Raw genomic sequence first — 17,303 nt, 5'->3', positions numbered from 1 at the left:
CCATGCTGCTGAGTTGCGGAGATGCCCTGGTCGATTTCCTGCCGGTCAAGTCCGTGGATGGACGCGACGCGACTGTGCCAGTTGTCGGAGGATCCTGTCTCAACATCGCCGTCGGCATGGCGCGTCTCGGCGCGCCGGCGGGGTTTGTGGGCGGCATCTCCACCGATCTCTTCGGACGTATGATTGCCGACCATGCGTCGGCCTCGCAGGTCGACCTTCGCTACGTGACGCGCAGCGATTGCCAGACGACCCTTGCCTTCGTCCGCACTATCGCGGGCGAGCCGCAATATGCTTTCTATGACGAGGCGACGGCGTCCCGAAACTGGGCCTATCGGCAGGGCTCCATCCCCTTCGACGAGATCGAAGCGATTCATGTCGGATCGACCACGCTTGCCAACGACAAGGGGGCAGCCCAGGCGCTGGCGATGATCGAAGACGCAGCCGGCTCGACCACCATCTCCTTCGATCCGAACTGCCGGCCCAATCTCGTCAGGCACAAGGCGCACTACGTCGATCAGATGAATGCTTTTGCGGCCGCTGCAGACATCGTGCGAATGTCGGATGTCGATTTTGAATTTCTATACGGCGGCAACGACTATGCGGGAAAGGCCAGGTCGCTCATCGAGGCGGGCGCCGGCCTGGTTGTTGTCACTCGTGGAATCAAGGGAGCGCAGGCGTGGCATGGAAGTGTAGGCGCAGTTGAGGTTCAGGCCCCCGCCGTAGATGTGGTGGATAGCATTGGGGCTGGCGACAGTTTTCAAGCGGCGCTCCTATTCGCTTTGCGTGCGATCGGAAGAATCAAGACCCACCCCCTGTCGCAGATGAATTCCGATGAGCTTTGTCGAGTGCTGTCGTTTGCCTCGATTTGCGCGGCCTTCACATGCGGGCGGGCCGGGGCCGATCCGCCGCGCCATTCGGATGTCAGCGGGGCCTTATCTCGTCTTTTGTCGGATGGGCTCGGATGAGAAATTGCGCCCGTCAGGTGCGTGTCATGGCAATGTATTGGCGCAAAGTGCTCATCGCCGAGAAACTTTATTGTAGTTCGACGGCCTCCGGCCGACGATCACATCGGCGGTCAGTCATTCCCGCCCACCCCGTTTGACTTGTCGTTCTGCTTGCGGGGCGAGCGCTTTCGTGGCCGGCCAGCCCGCAGGAGTTGCCCCAGGCGGCTTTTGAACTGCGCAATAAGATCGTCGTTATAAAGTTCCGAGCTTGTGTCGCTATCTTGTTTCTCTGGCTCGAAATCCGGGACCTCAGGTAGCTTTTGCATCGAGGCTGGCTCCTGCGGGAGGCCTAAGCGTGTGAGTTCACGGTCGAGATTTGCGGTTCTCCAGCCGTTGGGAACTCCGACGGAACCAGCGTGGAGCGCTCGTGCGCAGGCAGAGTAGTCTCGACTTTATCTTCAGAGGTTCGTATTCCGCACTCGACGGCAGACTGGTTGATCTGCGCGATCATAAGGGCGGCGGTCTTGAAGGAGACATCGATAGCCCGGCTGAGCTGAAATGGCTTGATAGGTTCCGTGCCGCACCCGGTCAGGAAGAGAGCCTTCAGCCATTTGTGAAATGGGACGTGGCTGCACTCGAACATTGTGCCTGTTCGCACCGAGAACAGCTTTCGGCAGCCATAACACTTGCGCGTGCCGGTCTTAGTACTGGATCCTCTTAGGAGACTAGTTCGACTATTTTCGCCGCAATGTGGACACACAACCCCGTTCGGCCAGATGCAGGCCTCGACAAGTTCGAGCGCAGCACACTCATCTTTGAAGCAGCGAGAGAGGTCGGTACGCATACGGGGCCTCGTTTACGTCCAAAACGTCGTCGAGACGTTCCACTCCCCCCGATTTCATTCTCAGAAATTTTTACGCGCGCTTACGGCATGCGAGAACCGTACCAGTTCACGAATGAAGCTAGGTGCGGATCGCAAATGCGGATTGCAGACCAGGCTTCAGTTCAGTTTCGAGCTGATTTGGATCGGTTTCTCTCGGAATAAAAATTTTTGATACAGCGTGTACGTGATCACTCTACCGCGAATGCGCCAGCTCCCGAGCGTGAGATCGATGGCGGTGCGTGCACACTGAGCGATCAATATGCACAAGCATCGCGCATTAGTGGGTTAGAATAATCAAGTTGCGATGCACCAATAGTTACGCATTAATTAACAACAATAGTTGCGCACTTATTAGCGATGCGGGCTGGCCGAGAGATTTGTTCCCGGTACTGCCGATTAAGCGAGACCAACTAGCGAGACCCACTCGTGACCGCGGCGCGAGCCGCGGAATGAGGACGGCTTGCATGAAGGTCCCTCATTGGAGCTTAAGCTAATGCAGTTGTATCAGTTGCCGAAGAGTGCGACCACAGAAGTCGGCCTACTCATCGACAGGCGCATCAAGCAGAGATCGGCAAGGTATCCGATCGGGGGCGTACCGAAACGGTTACTTGATATTCTCGTTTCTTCGTCAGCGCTTCTGGCCTTCGCACCGCTCCTTCTCCTCATTGCATTGCTTCTGAAGGTCATGGATCGCGGTAACATTCTTTACCGGCAACCACGCGTCGGCTTTCGTTCTTCCACTTTCGGCTGTCTGAAGTTCAGGACAATGGCAATGGATGGCGACGCGGTGCTGGCGCGGCACCTTCGTGATTATCCCGAGGCTGCGAGGGAGTGGGCCGAAACGCGCAAGCTAAAGTGCGATCCGCGCGTGACTGCGGTTGGCCTGGTGTTGCGTCAAACCAGCCTGGATGAATTGCCGCAGCTCTGGAATGTTCTTCGGGGCGACATGAGCATCGTGGGTCCGCGGCCGGTGGTCGTCGAAGAGATCACAATGTACGGACCGAGCGCGGGGCACTATCTGCTGACGCGTCCTGGTCTAACCGGCGCGTGGCAGGTCAGCGGACGCAACGATCTTTCCTACGAGCGCCGCGTTTCCATCGATCTGGACTATGTCGAGAACTGGTCGTTCTGGAATGACATAAAGATCATCGCGAAGACTGTGCCGGTGCTGATTACGGCCAAGGGCACATACTGATGCGGGTCGCAATAGTCCACTATTGGCTTGTCGGGATGCGCGGGGGCGAGAAGGTCCTCGAAGCCATCTGCGAACTCTATCCATCGGCCGACATCTTCACGCATGTAGTGGTGCCGGAGTCTATTTCCCCGGCGATTGCCAACCATCGAATCGTCACGTCGTTTATCGCCAGGCTGCCGCGGGCAAAGTTCTGGTACAAGAAGTATCTGCCGCTAATGCCGCTTGCGCTCGAGCAGATCGACCTTCGCGGCTACGACTTGATCATCAGCAGCGAGTCCGGTCCCGCGAAGGGCATCATTCCTCCCGCGCATGCGGTGCATGTCTGCTATTGCCACTCCCCGATGCGGTACATCTGGAACATGTACCACGACTACAGGTCCGCGTCCGGCCTGCTGACGCGCGCCGCGATGACGCTGTTCTCTCACTACCTGCGCAACTGGGATCAGGGGTCATCCGCTCGGGTCGACTTGTTCGTTGCCAACTCCCACAATGTGTCATCGCGTATCCGGAAATACTTTCGCCGCGAATCCGATGTTGTCTTTCCACCAGTCGATGTCGACGCCTTCGAACAGGTTACGGCTTCTGATGTCGGCGACTACTATCTGATGGTGGGGGAACTGGTTGCCTATAAGCGGGCCGACCTGGTCGTTGACGCCTTCAACGCGTCTGGCAAGAGGCTCATCGTTATAGGCGGCGGTGAGATGCTGGATACTCTCAAGCGGCACGCGCGGCCCAACGTCACGATTATGGGACCGCAGCCATTTGCAGTCCTTCGGCATCACTATGCGCGTTGCCTTGCTTTGATTTTCCCCGGTGAAGAGGACTTTGGCATCGTTCCGGTCGAAGCGATGGCGAGCGGCCGGCCCGTCATCGCATTCGGCCGCGGCGGCGCCACCGAAACAGTTATCGACGGCGTTACTGGCGTGCTGTTCTCGGAGCAGACCACGGAGGCGCTTGGGAAGGCGATCACGCGCGCCGAGACGATCAGCTTCTCCGCCACCGACATCGTTCGGCATGCAGCCGGCTTCAGTAAGGAGCGCTTCAAGCGCCAAATGAGGCGTTCGGTTGAACGGGCATTGCGCGAAAACGCGACAGTTGCTGGCGGCCACCAGAATCAGAATCCGTCCGGCGCCGGAGCGCGAGTTGTCCATGCGAGCAGGTTCTGGGGCGGATGAATCGCATTCTGTTACGATGTTGAGTGGTAGTATCATGAAGGTTGTCACCTTCAACGTTAAGTACAGCCCGAACCTCGGTGATGGGGTGATTGCCGAATGCCTCGAAGCCGAGCTTGGGCGGCGGCTACCCGATGTCGGCATTGAAGCTCTGGATCTTGCCGGACGCACCGATCGCGACAGTTCGGCAAGGTCAGGCCGTCGTGTCCTTGCCTTGAAGGCACTGCAGATGATGCCCGCCTTGCTGCGCGATGTTTTGGTAGAGGCAATCCTTCGCCTTCAGATGAGGAGGAAATGCCGACCGGTCTGGCGCGAAGCGCTACGCGATGCCGATCTCGCGATTGTCGGTGGCGGCCAGCTAATCCAGGACGGCGACCTCAACTTCCCGGTCAAGCTGTCGATTGTGGCGGCGGAGTGCAAGCGCAACAATGTTCCGATCGCCTTGTTTGGGCTAGGTGTCGCCGAAAGCCGCTCTGGACGAGGTGCAGCACTGATCTCGTCATTGTTGCATGCTGACCAGCTGGTGTTCGCAGGCGTGCGCGACAGCGATTCTGCGAGACGGCTACGCCAGCGTCGCGTGAAGGGCGTCGTCGTGACGCCGGATCCCGGCCTGATGGCGTCTCAGGTGTGGCCATCAAGTGTGCGGCGACAGCGCAAGCGCCCTGTTATTGGCGTCGGGATGACCCATCCGGTCGTTCTGCAACATCACGGGGAGGGAAAGTCTGATGATACGACCGTTATGGATCTCTATCGAAGCTTGATCAGGCGGCTGCTGGCATCGGGATACGACGTAACCTGCTTCTCGAACGGAGCTCGGGAAGACCGGACTTGCCTGGACCGTGTCGTTGGTTCGTTCCGTGGTGACGATGGCCTGACGCGCGCGCCAGACTGCAGGACACCCCGGGAACTCGCGGAGCTGGTGGGAAGCTTCGATGCGGTCATCGCGCACCGGCTGCACGCATGCATCCTTGCATACTCCTACCGCGTAGCGCACGTCGGATTGAGTTGGGACCCAAAGCTCGCGGCGTTCTTTGCGAATGTCGGACGGAGCCGGTACCTGGTGGAGTTCAGCGATGACGCTGTGCAGATAATGCCGGAGCTCCTGGCCGCTGCGCGGGCCGAGACGATCTGCGAGGTCCAGCATAAGCGTGTACTCACATTAACGGGGGCATCGATCGATGGTCTGGTGCGGCTGCTCAAGGGGGAGACGCGGCCAAAGCTGATCGGGCATTCCGAACGGGCCTTGAGCGCAATGCGTCTCAGCAAGGTTCGCGCATGACCATCGAGATTCTCGGCATTGGCACAATTTTGGCGGGCCTCTGGGTGCTGTGGCAGGGCCCAATCGCGGCGTTCTGGGTGATGGCCCTGGCTACCCTGCTGGGGGCAGCGGCTGCGTTCAAGGTTCCGGCGCTGGGCGACGCAAGCGTCCCACCGGTCCTGGTAGTCGCCATCTTTCTTGCGATGACGGTCGCACTGCGACCGCGTCTGCGCACGGCAGCGCTCGAGAGTCTTGCGCCGGCGGGGCCCGGTTTCTGGGTCCTGCTGTTCACGACCTACGCCGTTGCAACCGCATTTTTCATGCCGCGGCTGTTTCAAGGCCTGACCTACGCCTACTCGCTCGCGCGAAACGACGCCGACATTGGTATCGTCAGTCTTCCGTTGAGGCCTCGGGCCGCCAATGTGACGCAGGCCTTCTATCTCATCGCGGATCTCGGCTGCTTCATGAGCACCTGGGCGCTTATGGTCCGGGACCAGGCGAGAGGAATCACAAATGCGTTGATCGTGTGTGCGGTGGTCTTGCTCGCCTCGGCCGTGGCCGACGTCGCCACACATTATACCGACACGGGATTCTTGCTCTCCTGGCTCCGCAATGCCAACTACCGGATGCTCGAGTCCGGTGAAATCGGCGGATTCAAACGCATCGTCGGCACTTTCACCGAAGCCGGCGCCTTCGGCTATGTGGCGCTGGGCTTCCACGCATTTACCCTGAGCCTTTGGCTGTACGGGTTCCGCACTCGCATCACCGGATCGCTCGCGCTGCTTCTCGCAGTATCGCTGTTGTTATCGACGTCGACGACGGCCTATGGATCCTTGGCGATGTTCTCGTCGCTCATGCTGGTCGGTGCACTTGTGAAGCTCGCCAACGGACAGGCCACCGGCAGGGACTGCAGTTATCTTTTTATCGTCTCGATGATCCCGTTCCTGCTTTTAGTGGTCATCTTGTTCGTGCCTTCGATCTGGTCGGCTATGACGGGCCTGTACGATGCAGCCGTCTTCAACAAGCTGGCAAGCCAGTCCGGGATTGAGCGCATGCGCTGGAATTACTTCGCGCTGCAGAACTTTTGGGACACTTCGGGCTTCGGCGCCGGGCTCGGGAGTGTCCGGGCGTCCAGCTTGGTGGTCGCCTTGCTCGCCAATACTGGCGTTCTCGGCTTGCTCCTGTTCGTCGTGACGCTGGCATCGGTGTTCACTATGGTAAGGCCGATTTCTTTTGAGGATGTTGTCGCGCGTGCAGGCCTGCATGCATGCCTCGCTCTCTTTGGCTCAGCCTGCATATCGGCTGGTAGCGTCGATCTTGGATTTCTCTTTTTCATCTTCTTTGCGCTTGCCGCTAGCGGGCGACAACTGCGTGAGCGTGCGGCTCAGGCGTTGGTGAAAAGCAATCCATTGATCGCCGTGGGGACGTAGTTCATGAGACAGCCGCACTATCCGGAATCGAATGACAAGGTGTTCGGCGTCTGGGACATTGCCGCCTTTCTCCTGGAGAACCGCAAGACGATTGCTGTTTTCATCGCAGCGACCGTTTCTGCCGCTGTGGTCTATCTTCTGCTGGCGACGCCGATATTCGTGGCTACGACCAGCGTCATCATCGACCCCAACCGGGGAGCGGAACTGTTCAATGCAGCGCCAATGCCTCCGACGATGACGTCGGATCAGTCGCGCGTTGAGAGCCAGATGGAGGTAATCAAGTCGGACCGGGTCGCCAATTCGGTTATCTCACGGCTGAAACTTGAGCAGCGGCCGGAGTTCGCGACTGGACCCTCGCTTTTCCAAATTGTCCTGGCCCGGCTTACTCCAACTTCGACGGCTTCCGCAGCAGGAGAGGCCGGTCCTCCAGACACGACGGAATTTCGTGAGGTTGCGTCACGCTTTGCTGGCAAACTGTCAACGAAACGAATCGGACAGTCTTTAGTCATAGAGATTGCCTTCTCGTCCGCCGATCCGAACTCGTCCGCAGAGATCGCCAATGAAATCGCCGAATCTTTTATCAGAACGATAGTCGAGGCCAAGTCCAAGCTTGCAGAGGAGCAGGGCAAGTGGCTCTCGGAGCGATTGGAGACCCTGCAGCAGCAGGCGTTCGAGGCGGCGCGCAGGGTTAACCGCTTCCGCTCCGTCGGGGACTCCCTTTCCAGCCAGGACGCTCGAGCAAAGCTCGAAGAACTCGAGAGCATCGCGACCAGTTATCGCAAGATGTACGATGATTTCCAGCGCCAGTATAACGAGACGCTGCAGCGCATCAGCTATCCGGACGCTGATGTAAGAATCATTTCCCGGGCGTCGGCCCCGCTGGGAAAGAGCAGCCCACGCACCTCGCTCGTTCTTGTATTCGCGGTTGTTCTGGGAGGACTGAGTGGAACGGCGTTTGCGGCGGTACGCCTCACTGGCGATCGCGCCGTTCGCTCCCTGGCGCAGCTGAGCGCGAATGTCGGAGTAGCCTCCCTTGGTGCGATCAATGATCTTTCAGAGGCGAGCACCTGGCGGGAAGGGAAGCCGCGGTGGTTCAGCAGGAGCGCGACGGCCCGAGACGCTACGGGTACCTTGAGCAGGATTGCGGCTGGCTGCCTCAGTGCTTCGGTGAAGACCGATCTTCGAAGGATCAGAACAACTATCGCGTCGCTAACGGCAAATCCGGATGTCTTATGCATCGGCGTGATCGCGTGTTGCGAAGGAGAGGGGTCGACGACGGTTGCGGCATGCCTGGCCAATGAATACGCGCGGAGCGGCGCACGAACCATTCTGGTCGATAGCTGCGCTGACAGCCGGACACTAAGCCAGGAGCTGGCCGCCGGAACGACGACAAAGTCGCAGCCGGATGGGCGACGGGAGTCCGAGCGAGCGATCGGACCTGGTGCTCTTGCATTGGCATTGTTGCCGTCTGCCGAAAGTTACCTCCAGCCAGGTGAAACCAATCGGCTCCTGATGGAACGGACGACGGCAGTACTTGCGGAATCCCGGCTGGAGTTCGAACGGATCATCGTCGATCTGCCAGCGCTGCTGTCGTCGGATCATTGGAAGCTGCTCATTCCCTACGTCGACCAGGTGATCATCGTAGTCGACTTCGGGAAAACGACAGTCGACCAGGCAAGAGACGGCGTGATCGAACTCAATCTTGCAGGCAGCAAGGTACTCGGTGCCGTTCTCAATCGCGTGCCCGCAATTGCTCGGAAGACCTGGTCATGACGATTGTCGGGCAGAGAGAGGTAGTGATGACCACTAGCGCGTTTGTCGAACCTTCAGCAACTCCTGTGTTGTCAGCCATTCGTAGTCGTCCCCGACTCAAGGCAGTGATGAAAAGGTACCTCGAAGCGATTGGCTATGACACGACTGACTGGGTGCGTGTGGCGATGTATCGACATGCGTTCGAGTTTATCGCGCGGTTGGGACCGGAGCGACTTCGTGTTCTGGAGGTGTCGGCCGGCTCGCAATGGAAAAGCAGGTTTGCCTTCGAGTCATTCATGGGAACGAGCTATCCGACTTTCGATATCTGCAAGGATGTCTTGCCGGATCAGTTTGATCTGGTCATCGCCGACCAGGTCTTTGAGCATTTGAAGTGGCCGACACGTGCCGCCCGCAATGTATATGAGATGGTGCGGCCAGGCGGCCACTTCCTCATCGCTACGCCGTTTCTGGTTCGCTATCACCCATCGCCGATAGATTGTAACCGGTGGACGTCCGAGGGGCTTTCCTGCCTCTTGCAGGAGGCAGGGTTTCCCGAAGCCGGGATCCAGACCTTCGCCTGGGGTAATCGTTCGTGCCTTAAGGCGAACCTGTCAGCATGGCGCAAGCGTGGTTTCTTCGGCTCGCTGCGCAACGAGCCGGATGTTCCGATCATGGTGTGGGCGTACGCCAGGAAGCCGCTCTTGCCTGCGGAGGCAGCGGCATGAATGGCACCGATTCCAATTGGTCCGAAGAACGTGTGCACTATCCACCGCTCAGGATTGTAGTGGGTATTGCAACGTCGGGTCGCCCCCTCATTCTTGCGCGCCTGCTGGAACGCTTGCGCGTGCAGGCGCGTATTGCCGACGCGGTCATTGTTTGCGGCCCGTCTCCGGCCGACGTGTCAGGGATCGATTCAGGACATCCGGGACTTCGCTGCATCACAAGTGATCGGGGCCTGACGATACAGCGTAATGCGATCCTGAGGGCGGGCGCGGCCTTCGATCTCGTCGTCTTCCTCGATGACGATTTCGTGCCTTGTCCTAGTTATCTTCAGGCTGTCGAACGGACCTTTATGACGAGGCCCGATGTCGTCGTTGGCACCGGACATGTCGTCGCCGACGGCATTCTTGGTCCCGGGCTCGCCTACGAGGATGCGCTCGAGACACTGCAGCAAGACGGTCAGGCGGAGCCGGCGCAAGACATTGAGGACGTCTATAACGCCTACGGCTGCAACATGGCGGTACGCATCGACGTGGTGCGTGCGAGGGGGCTGGAGTTTGACGAGACCCTGCCACTCTACGGCTGGCTGGAGGACGTCGACTTCAGCCGTCGCATGGCGGCATATGGCCGGATTGTGAAGATCGGTGCTGCGCGCGGCGTCCACCTCGGCGTGAAGTCCAGCCGTCAATCGGGGCGCCGGCTCGGCTACTCGCAGGTTTCCAACCCGCTCTATCTGGTTCGCAAGGGCACCTGCTCGAGCAGCAAGGCGCTGAAGCTGATGAGCCGCAACGTCATGGCCAACGTCGCCAAGACGTTTCGCCCGGAGCCTTACGTCGATCGTGCCGGTCGACTGAAAGGAAACATTCGTGCGTTGCTCGACTTGCTGGCCGGCCGCCTGTCACCGAAACGCGTTTTGAGTTTGTGAGATTCATGTATGTTGCAGGTGATTGACCAAATTCGTCCGGCATCCGGGGCGCAACAAGCGCGGCTGGCGCCGGATCGTGTCGTCATCATCAACGATGTGTCTCAAGTGCATGGAGGCGCCACGAATGTGGCGTTGCATTCCGCGGCATTGCTGGGTGACAGCGGCATTCCGGTTACTTATTTCACCGGCGACCATGGCTTGCACTCCGAACCCCGGCTGCGCAATGCAGATGTCGTGGCTGTCGGCGGTGAACATATCCTCCGAACGGCATTGCCGCGCGCGGCACTGGACGGGCTCTACAACGTGTCGGCCGAACGGAGGTTGGCCGCCTGGATTGCCGCCAACGATACGCCGGGCACGATCTATCATCTGCATGGCTGGTCGAAGATACTATCACCCTCGGTATTCCATGCGCTGCGTCCAGTCGCAAAGCGCCTGATCGTCAATGCTCATGACTTCTTCCTGGTTTGTCCGAACGGCGGCTATTTCAACTTCCGCAGCGAAAGTCCCTGCGAGCTGCGGCCGATGAGCGCGTCGTGCCTGCTCAGTTCCTGCGACCGGCGCAACTATGCCCACAAGCTCTGGCGGTCGGTTCGTCAGGAAATTCGTCGCGCAGCCTTCGATTTAGCGTCGGGCGCCAGGGTTCTGGCGGTTCACGAAGGCATGCTGCCGCATCTCGAACGCGGCGGAATTCCGCGGGCGAGGCTTGCGACCCTGCGCAACCCGGTTACGCCGTGGTGCCCACGACGCATCGAAGCCGAACGAAACAAGGTGTTCCTGTTCGTTGGCAGACTCGAGGAGGACAAGGGTGTCGACCTTCTTCTTGCGGCAGCCCGCGACGCGAACGTGCGCGTTCGTGTGATAGGTAGCGGTCCGCTCGAGGGCAAGCTTGCCGGGATCTATCCCGGGGTGGAGTTCACCGGATGGAAGAGCGCAAATGACATGCCCGCACTCGTCCGCGATGCCAGGGCCCTGGTCATGCCGAGCCGCTACCGTGAGCCGTTCGGCCTGGTGGCGTTCGAGGCGCTCGCCAGCGGCCTGCCGGTCGTCGTCTCCAGCTTTGCGATGATCGCCGACGAGCTATCGGAGGTCGGAGCAGGCATATCCTGCGATCCTTACGATCGGGATGCATTCAGCAAAGCCCTGTCGATTCTGGCATCCAACGACGAACTGACCGCTTCGATGAGCGATCTGGCGTACGCCAATGCCGGTCGCTTCTCGCTGACCCCGAGCGAGTGGGCGCACCGGCTTGTTTCGCACTATAGCGACGCCTTGCAGGAGGCCGTAGCGTGATGAACAGGCTTGCTGCGATCCAGATCCTGCGTGCCGTTGCGGCGCTCCTGGTCGTTGCTTCTCATGCAATCTTGCGGCAAGCCGAATGGGCTCCGACCGATCCGTTGACCAGTCAGATCGCGATACACATCGGTCTCCTTGGCGTCTGGATCTTCTTCATCATCAGCGGCTTCATCATGTCGTACACTTACTACGACAACTTTGCTCTTCCCGGCGCCGCGGGGCAGTTCATCGCCAGTCGCATCATCCGGATCGTTCCGATCTATTGGTTGGCCACCGCGCTTGAAGTTGTGCTGCGCCTTCATCACGGCGCTGGGCTGGACGTCCACAAGCTGATCTGCTCGCTGTTCTTCATTCCGGTTGCGGTCGAGCCAGGCCCGATGGTGGCGATGCGTCCGACGCTCGGCGTAGGCTGGACGTTGAACTACGAGATGATGTTCTACGCGGCTTTTGCGGCGGTGCTGTTGCTGTCGCGCAGGAAAGGCCTGACGGTGCTGATTGCTCTGATGGCAGGAGTTGTCTTGACCGGAACGTTGTTCAAGCCGATTGCCGATACGCGCGCTCCCACGAGCCTGATCACGTTCTATTCCGATCCCATCATCCTGCTGTTCGGTGTCGGCGTCTTGCTCGGAGCCGCCGCCCGCTGGCTCAAGAGCGCGCATGCCGTTCGCAGCAACGCTTTCCTTTTGATCGCGCTGGCCATGTTTCTCGTTGTCGATGTCATGTTGTTTGCAGCCTTCGTTGGCACTCATCCAGTTGACGTCGCGTGGATCGTTGCCTTCTGGGTTATCAGTGCGATTTGTGTCGCCCTTTGTGTCGCTGTGCGGATAGACGACACACGATGGCTCACCCAAAGACTCGTGCAGTTGGGGGACGCATCCTACAGCCTCTATCTGTTCCATTTCTTTGCGATCATTGCCGCGGAGAAGCTTTGGTGGTGGGTCTTTGGGAAAAGCGAATCATGGATGTTCGCCCCCGTGTCTGCCGTCGCAGCCGTCCTGGCCGCCATCGCGATCCATAATTTCGTCGAGCAGCCGATCGGCAGGCGATTGCGACGCTTCCGTGCGTTGTTCGGTACGCGTCGATTTGTTCGACCCGAAACCGTCCGAATTCCGATGAGGGGGATGCCTGATGAGGTAGCCTGGAACGGCGTTGCATTGCCTTTGGAGCCATCGCGTCCAGAGGTGTCATCCGGCACGCCCTTCGCCGACATCGTCCACAGAAGGAGGCGCTAGTCATGCAGCACGCAACGTGGAACGCCGTCGAATCTTCCTCTGTCGCGATGAGCGTTTACCGCTCCTATCGGAGGCTGCTTCCGTCATCAGCCCGAGCCCTGCTGCGCTGGCTTGCGATGCCCCGCTGGAATGCGGCTGCGGCCCTGGTCCGTCATCGCGCTGCTGACACGGTGCTGTCCGGCCCGTTTAGGGGAATGCATCTGAGCTTGACCCCGGTCTCCAGCCGGAATCTGCTCGGTTATCTTCTCGGCACGCAGGAGATCGAGCTGCATGACGTTGTGCGTCAGGTGATTGCGCGTGACTATCCGCGCATCATCAACGTCGGTGCGGCTGATGGGTACTACGCCATCGGGTTCTTGCGGCAGATGCCACGGACGAAGGTTACGGCCTTCGAAGGTGCCCTGGAGCATCACGCCGGCCTGCTGCGGGCGGCTGTTCTGAACGGCGTTTGCGCCCGGTTTACGCTGAAGGGCTTCTGCCATCCGAATGACCTCGGGGCCGAACTTGCCGAACTCCCCGGTCCGACGCTGGTGCTCGCCGATATCGAAGGCGGAGAGCTTGATATGCTCGACCTCATCAAGGTTCCACGCTTGTCGTCCGCCGACATCCTCGTGGAAACGCATGACGCCTTCGTGCCCAACTGTACCGAAAAGTTGAAGGCGCGATTTTCCGGAACGCATAATGTTGAGCAGATTGTCGCGCGGCCACGTTCCCTTGCAGACTTCCCCGCGGCGATTATCCCCGAACTTTCGAAGTTCATGCCGCGCACCGCAGTCGAACTCATGAACGAACGGCGCACTGGAACGCAGATGTGGCTCTATCTCACCGCAAAACGGCAGCCGGAAGTCGATGCTGTTGGAGTTGAGGAGAAATCAAATTCGGACAGAGGTAATTTGTGAGTATTCTACTCGCCAGTGGCACGTCATACCTTCCCCACGTCGTCGGTGGTTTGGAAGTCAATACGCACGAGCTCGCGCTCGAACTGAATCGCCGCGGAGTCAAGACCTCCGTGTTGTCGCGGTTGCCGCTACGGCGCGTGGATGGAGCATTGCGAGCTGCCGCCAATTTTCTTCGCGGGACCGACGTATGCGTGGACCGGCAGCTTGGCTACGATGTCTACCGATCGCGCAAGCCGTGGGACAGTCTTGACGGGCTGCCTCTGCCTCGTCTGGTCGTGGTTCAGAACGGGCAGATGGTGGAGATCGCCAAGGCGTTCGCCCGCCGCGGCGTGCCGGCGATCGCCTACCTGCACGGGCTGGAGTTTGAAATCGGCCGCAGGCGTTGGACCGGCTCCAGCGGAGGTCTTCCTTTTCACGCCTATATAGCCAACTCGGAGTTTACTGCGGGAAGGTTCCGCGAACGGTTCGGGATTCATGCCTGCGTCATTCCGCCTGTGTTCCGGGCCGAGCGCTATCGCCTGGCTGGTGATCGTCGTTATGTCACTTTCATCAATCCGGTGGCCGAAAAGGGCGTCGATGTCGCCCTCGCGATTGCCGAGCAGTGTCCGGACATTCCGTTCCGCTTTGTGAAGGGGTGGCCCCTGAGAATGCGCCAGGCCGCACTGTTGAAGGGGCGCATCCACAGGCTCGCCAATGTCGAACTTGTCGAGCGCAGCGACGACATGTCGCCGATCTATGCCTCGACACGTGTATTGCTGGTGCCGAGCCAATGGGAGGCGGAGACCTGGGGCCGCGTCGTCTCAGAGGCACAGTTCAGCGGAATTCCCGTGCTGGCGAGCGATCGCGGCGCATTGCCGGAGACGGTCGGTGCAGGCGGGGCCATCATCAAGTATGACGCGCCTGCCTGCACCTGGGCCACCGAGTTGAGGCGGATGTGGTCCGACGATCTGTATTACCGGCATCTGCAGCAGGCAGCGCTGGCGCATTCGCGCCGCCCGGAACTCGACTTCAAGCAGCAGATCGACGCCTTTCTGGCAGTCGCCACGAGGATTGCGGCATGACTGCCTCAGCGCTTCTGCCACGCCCGGACATAGTCGACATACATGTAGGACGGGCTCGGCGCCTCGTTGATAGGCCATCCGGCGCCAAGCCCGAGATCGATCAGCATGTACATCGGCTGATGATGTTCGGCTGCCGTCGGCACGCTCCCGACCTCACGACGATCGAAATAGAATCGCGTCCACTCGCCGTCGATCTTTACACCATAGGTGTGGAAGTCTGCGTAGAGGGAGTTGGGCGGCACCGCGACGAACTTGTGCGTCGTGCGCGACTTTTTCGGCTCCTTGCGATCCCACACGTGAACCGAAGCGGTGTAACGCGCGGGCATATGGCCGTAGTGCTCGACCACGTCGACCTCGGACGTATGAGTAGATCGATCGAGACCGATCAGCCAGAAGGCGGGCCAAAGGCCCTTGCCCGCTGGAAACCTGGCTCGCATTTCAAAGTACCCGAACTGCTGCGCAAAGCCTTTGCCATCCCGATCGACGGACGCCAGAAGCCCGCCGCGCCACTTCCCATCCGCGCCTTTGGCGGCTTCGATGCGGAGCTGGCCGTTCTGCGTAGTGAATGGAAAGCCCGGCTTCGGATCGGCGAAGGCCGCGCTCCCAAAGTCGCCGTTCCACGGCGTGTGGGCGATCCAGCGCGTTCCCGGTCCCCACGCGGACACGTCCAACGCGTCAAAATCCTCGCTGAAGGTTTGTATGAGATCCGAAAGATTGAGTTCGTCGCCGGTGTCGGCGCGCCCGAGCGTCGGAAATCCAGCCAGTACAAGAAGGAGCAAAAGAACTCGGGTAACCATGTCAACGCCTCATACCCTAAAGGGGAAGGCCTCCGACCCGAACGAACCATAGCGATGCTTGATGGCGATGTCATGCATCGCAAATATCGGGGGCTCCACAGGTCTGGACCTATTATGCAGTGGCCGTTTATGCAGTGGCCGTCGGCATGCAAGCTGGAAGTCCAAAAGGGCGCACTGCATGTCTAGGTTCGTGAAGAACTCGATGCTAGGCGCGCTGGCGGGAGGTGCAATTGCGCTTGCGAGCTTCCTCAGCAGCATTGCCGTGGCTCGTACACTTGGCGTGAACGAGACGGGATCGGTCGCCTATGTCATCTGGCTTGTTTGGATGGCCGCGCCTTTCGTCGATCTGGGTCTATCGTCCGCTGTTGGACGGTTCCTGCCGTTCCTGCACGGGAGCGGACAGTCCAGCGTGGCGGCAGATCTGGACAGAAACCTTTCGCGACGGCTCGTGATTTCGGTGCTTATCGCGACGATCTGCGCCGGCATGATGGTGTGGCTGTATGGTCACCGATCCGTTGCAGAGTTCCTGAGCGGTGGTGCGGCGAAGGGCGCATCGATGCCGCTGGTCGTCCTCATGATCCTGCTTGTCGTCGGCCAGGCGTTGACCACTTACACCTATGCTCGCTTGAGGGGACGGCAAGAATTTCTAATGGCGGCGCGCATCGCTGGCGTTTCGCTATTGCTTCAGGTCTTCGCCGTGATCGGCGGTTCACTGTTGTTCGGGATCACGGGCGCATTGGCTGGTTACGCTGCGGGGATGCTGGTTCCTTCGGTGGTGTGCCTGTCAGCGATGTTCGGGCCGGCGTCAATCGATCGCACGCTGAGCCGGCGCGTGACCTCGTTTGCCCTCTACTGCTGGGGCGCCAATGTCACCAGCGCCATTGTCTGGTCGCGGATCGAGCTATTCTTCCTCGAACGCTACTGGGGAATGGATGCTGTGGCGATGTTCGCGGTTGCCCTGGCGCTGACCCAACTCGCGGTTCAGGGCCCCATGTTGCTGACAAGCGCAGTGCTCGCGTCGCTTGCCGAGAAACGCGGGCGCGACGATCTGGATGGCATGAGAGAGCAGTTCGCTGCCGCGGTCCGGCTTCTGGCGGCACTCGTATTTCCGATATGTTTTGGCACCGCTGCCATTGTTCCGGAGCTGCTGCCGGCTCTCTTTGGTGACAAGTTCGTCGCCGCTGTGCCGGCGGCAATGGTCCTTGTTTCCGTTGCAGCGCTGAGCGTGTTGTCGACAATCGCCACCAGCCTGGTGCAGGCGCTCGAGCGAAGCGACTTCGTATTTGTAAGCTCCCTCTGTGGTGCCGCATGTGCGCTGGCCGCTGGTTTTCTGCTGATCCCCGAATTCGGCGTGATGGGTGCCGCTTCCGCGCGGGTAGCAATACAGATGTTGATGATCGGCCTGGGTTGCTGGTTCGTAGTGCAGCGGCTCGGATTCACCATCCCGGTGGTTGCAGTGCTGAAGCTCTGTGCAGTTGCACTCGCCAGCGCTGCGGCGGCGTCCGTCTGCATCAGGATTGTCGGCCATCCTTCAAGCATACCGTTGGCGATTGCCGCGGGGGCGGCGGTCTACGTAATTGGGCTGCGCGTAGTGAACGCGGTCGAGCCTGGTGATGCAGCTTTCCTGACTAATCTTACGCGATCGCTGCCGCCGGCGCTCGCGGAAATCGCTGCTCGTCTTGCAGCTTTCATTAGCGCAACGAAGCGGAATGAAAGAATGCTGCCGCCATGAGATCAGA

General features: G+C 59.8%; 16 protein-coding genes. 13 read left to right on the top strand and 3 right to left on the bottom strand.

The genetic code is table 11. The annotated features are described in order from the left end of the window. Positions 1–2 precede the first annotated feature (2 nt). On the top strand, positions 3–965 hold the full coding sequence (locus C7G61_RS14720; RefSeq protein ID WP_108515237.1) for a carbohydrate kinase family protein: 963 nt from the start codon (positions 3–5) through the stop codon (positions 963–965). A 328-nt stretch (positions 966–1,293) separates the two neighbouring features. On the opposite strand, the gene C7G61_RS47390 is transcribed toward C7G61_RS14720, so the two are convergent. After that, the gene (locus tag C7G61_RS47390) at positions 1,294–1,788 is read right to left on the bottom strand and encodes a transposase (RefSeq protein WP_108515233.1); all 495 of its coding nucleotides are present in this window, start codon (positions 1,786–1,788) and stop codon (positions 1,294–1,296) included. 532 nt (positions 1,789–2,320) lie between these two features. Here C7G61_RS47390 and C7G61_RS14705 point away from each other — a divergent pair. From C7G61_RS14705 to C7G61_RS14665, 9 genes are read left to right on the top strand one after another with little or no spacing between them, the layout of a single operon-like run. After that, on the top strand, positions 2,321–3,022 hold the full coding sequence (locus C7G61_RS14705; protein WP_108515231.1) for a sugar transferase: 702 nt from the start codon (positions 2,321–2,323) through the stop codon (positions 3,020–3,022). After that, on the top strand, positions 3,022–4,197 hold the full coding sequence (locus tag C7G61_RS14700; RefSeq protein WP_108515228.1) for a glycosyltransferase: 1,176 nt from the start codon (positions 3,022–3,024) through the stop codon (positions 4,195–4,197). The genes C7G61_RS14705 and C7G61_RS14700 overlap by 1 nt, the downstream gene beginning before the upstream one ends. 34 nt (positions 4,198–4,231) lie before the next feature. Continuing rightward, positions 4,232–5,473, top strand: a complete 1,242-nt coding sequence (locus C7G61_RS14695; RefSeq protein ID WP_190241824.1) for a polysaccharide pyruvyl transferase family protein — start codon at positions 4,232–4,234, stop codon at positions 5,471–5,473. After that, a complete protein-coding gene (locus C7G61_RS14690) occupies positions 5,470–6,882 on the top strand; it encodes a hypothetical protein (protein ID WP_108515224.1) in 1,413 nt (470 codons plus the stop codon). The genes C7G61_RS14695 and C7G61_RS14690 overlap by 4 nt, the downstream gene beginning before the upstream one ends. 3 nt (positions 6,883–6,885) lie before the next feature. After that, positions 6,886–8,655: a GumC family protein gene (locus C7G61_RS14685; RefSeq protein WP_108515221.1), complete on the top strand. Its 1,770-nt coding sequence runs from the start codon at positions 6,886–6,888 to the stop codon at positions 8,653–8,655. Further along, entirely contained in the window at positions 8,652–9,359 is a 708-nt protein-coding gene (locus C7G61_RS14680; protein ID WP_244608300.1) for a methyltransferase domain-containing protein, read from the top strand. Before C7G61_RS14685 ends, C7G61_RS14680 begins: the two co-directional genes overlap by 4 nt. After that, complete coding sequence (locus C7G61_RS14675; protein ID WP_108515219.1) at positions 9,356–10,279, top strand: glycosyltransferase family 2 protein; 924 nt, start codon at positions 9,356–9,358, stop codon at positions 10,277–10,279. The genes C7G61_RS14680 and C7G61_RS14675 overlap by 4 nt, the downstream gene beginning before the upstream one ends. Before the next feature lie 9 nt (positions 10,280–10,288). Beyond that, complete coding sequence (locus C7G61_RS14670; RefSeq protein ID WP_108515217.1) at positions 10,289–11,572, top strand: glycosyltransferase family 4 protein; 1,284 nt, start codon at positions 10,289–10,291, stop codon at positions 11,570–11,572. Further along, positions 11,572–12,807, top strand: a complete 1,236-nt coding sequence (locus tag C7G61_RS14665) for an acyltransferase family protein (protein ID WP_108515213.1) — start codon at positions 11,572–11,574, stop codon at positions 12,805–12,807. Before C7G61_RS14670 ends, C7G61_RS14665 begins: the two co-directional genes overlap by 1 nt. A gap of 86 nt (positions 12,808–12,893) precedes the next feature. Here the strand turns inward: C7G61_RS14665 and C7G61_RS44640 are convergent, their stop codons facing one another. After that, positions 12,894–13,430 (bottom strand): hypothetical protein, encoded by a 537-nt coding sequence (locus C7G61_RS44640; RefSeq protein WP_190241823.1) that lies wholly within the window; start codon positions 13,428–13,430, stop codon positions 12,894–12,896. Here C7G61_RS44640 and C7G61_RS44635 point away from each other — a divergent pair. Next, on the top strand, positions 13,419–13,706 hold the full coding sequence (locus C7G61_RS44635; protein WP_190241822.1) for a hypothetical protein: 288 nt from the start codon (positions 13,419–13,421) through the stop codon (positions 13,704–13,706). The two genes, C7G61_RS44640 and C7G61_RS44635, sit on opposite strands and share 12 nt — an antisense overlap. Beyond that, positions 13,703–14,767, top strand: coding sequence for a glycosyltransferase (locus tag C7G61_RS14655; RefSeq protein ID WP_108515209.1), 1,065 nt, complete (start codon positions 13,703–13,705; stop codon positions 14,765–14,767). Before C7G61_RS44635 ends, C7G61_RS14655 begins: the two co-directional genes overlap by 4 nt. A gap of 5 nt (positions 14,768–14,772) precedes the next feature. Here C7G61_RS14655 and C7G61_RS14650 read toward each other — a convergent pair whose 3' ends face one another. Continuing rightward, positions 14,773–15,564, bottom strand: coding sequence for a glycoside hydrolase family 16 protein (locus tag C7G61_RS14650; RefSeq protein WP_108515207.1), 792 nt, complete (start codon positions 15,562–15,564; stop codon positions 14,773–14,775). Positions 15,565–15,742: 178 nt separating this feature from the next. On the opposite strand from C7G61_RS14650, the gene C7G61_RS14645 reads away from it, so the two are divergent. After that, on the top strand, positions 15,743–17,296 hold the full coding sequence (locus C7G61_RS14645) for a lipopolysaccharide biosynthesis protein (RefSeq protein WP_190241821.1): 1,554 nt from the start codon (positions 15,743–15,745) through the stop codon (positions 17,294–17,296). The last annotated feature ends 7 nt before the right edge of the window (positions 17,297–17,303 follow it).

Source organism: Bradyrhizobium algeriense, assembly GCF_003062295.1.
GTDB lineage: Bacteria > Pseudomonadota > Alphaproteobacteria > Rhizobiales > Xanthobacteraceae > Bradyrhizobium > Bradyrhizobium algeriense.
The sequence above is the reverse complement of the archived record's forward strand: the minus strand, read 5'-3'. Positions and strand labels throughout refer to the sequence as shown.

Coding starts and splice junctions, on each gene's coding strand:
- C7G61_RS14720 (WP_108515237.1), top strand. CDS start 3: ATGCTGCTGAGTTGCGGAGATGCCCTGGTCGATTTCCTGCCGGTCAAG.
- C7G61_RS47390 (WP_108515233.1), bottom strand. CDS start 1,788: ATGCGTACCGACCTCTCTCGCTGCTTCAAAGATGAGTGTGCTGCGCTC.
- C7G61_RS14705 (WP_108515231.1), top strand. CDS start 2,321: ATGCAGTTGTATCAGTTGCCGAAGAGTGCGACCACAGAAGTCGGCCTA.
- C7G61_RS14700 (WP_108515228.1), top strand. CDS start 3,022: ATGCGGGTCGCAATAGTCCACTATTGGCTTGTCGGGATGCGCGGGGGC.
- C7G61_RS14695 (WP_190241824.1), top strand. CDS start 4,232: ATGAAGGTTGTCACCTTCAACGTTAAGTACAGCCCGAACCTCGGTGAT.
- C7G61_RS14690 (WP_108515224.1), top strand. CDS start 5,470: ATGACCATCGAGATTCTCGGCATTGGCACAATTTTGGCGGGCCTCTGG.
- C7G61_RS14685 (WP_108515221.1), top strand. CDS start 6,886: ATGAGACAGCCGCACTATCCGGAATCGAATGACAAGGTGTTCGGCGTC.
- C7G61_RS14680 (WP_244608300.1), top strand. CDS start 8,652: ATGACGATTGTCGGGCAGAGAGAGGTAGTGATGACCACTAGCGCGTTT.
- C7G61_RS14675 (WP_108515219.1), top strand. CDS start 9,356: ATGAATGGCACCGATTCCAATTGGTCCGAAGAACGTGTGCACTATCCA.
- C7G61_RS14670 (WP_108515217.1), top strand. CDS start 10,289: ATGTTGCAGGTGATTGACCAAATTCGTCCGGCATCCGGGGCGCAACAA.
- C7G61_RS14665 (WP_108515213.1), top strand. CDS start 11,572: ATGAACAGGCTTGCTGCGATCCAGATCCTGCGTGCCGTTGCGGCGCTC.
- C7G61_RS44640 (WP_190241823.1), bottom strand. CDS start 13,430: ATGCGTTTCCACGAGGATGTCGGCGGACGACAAGCGTGGAACCTTGAT.
- C7G61_RS14650 (WP_108515207.1), bottom strand. CDS start 15,564: ATGGTTACCCGAGTTCTTTTGCTCCTTCTTGTACTGGCTGGATTTCCG.
- C7G61_RS14645 (WP_190241821.1), top strand. CDS start 15,743: ATGTCTAGGTTCGTGAAGAACTCGATGCTAGGCGCGCTGGCGGGAGGT.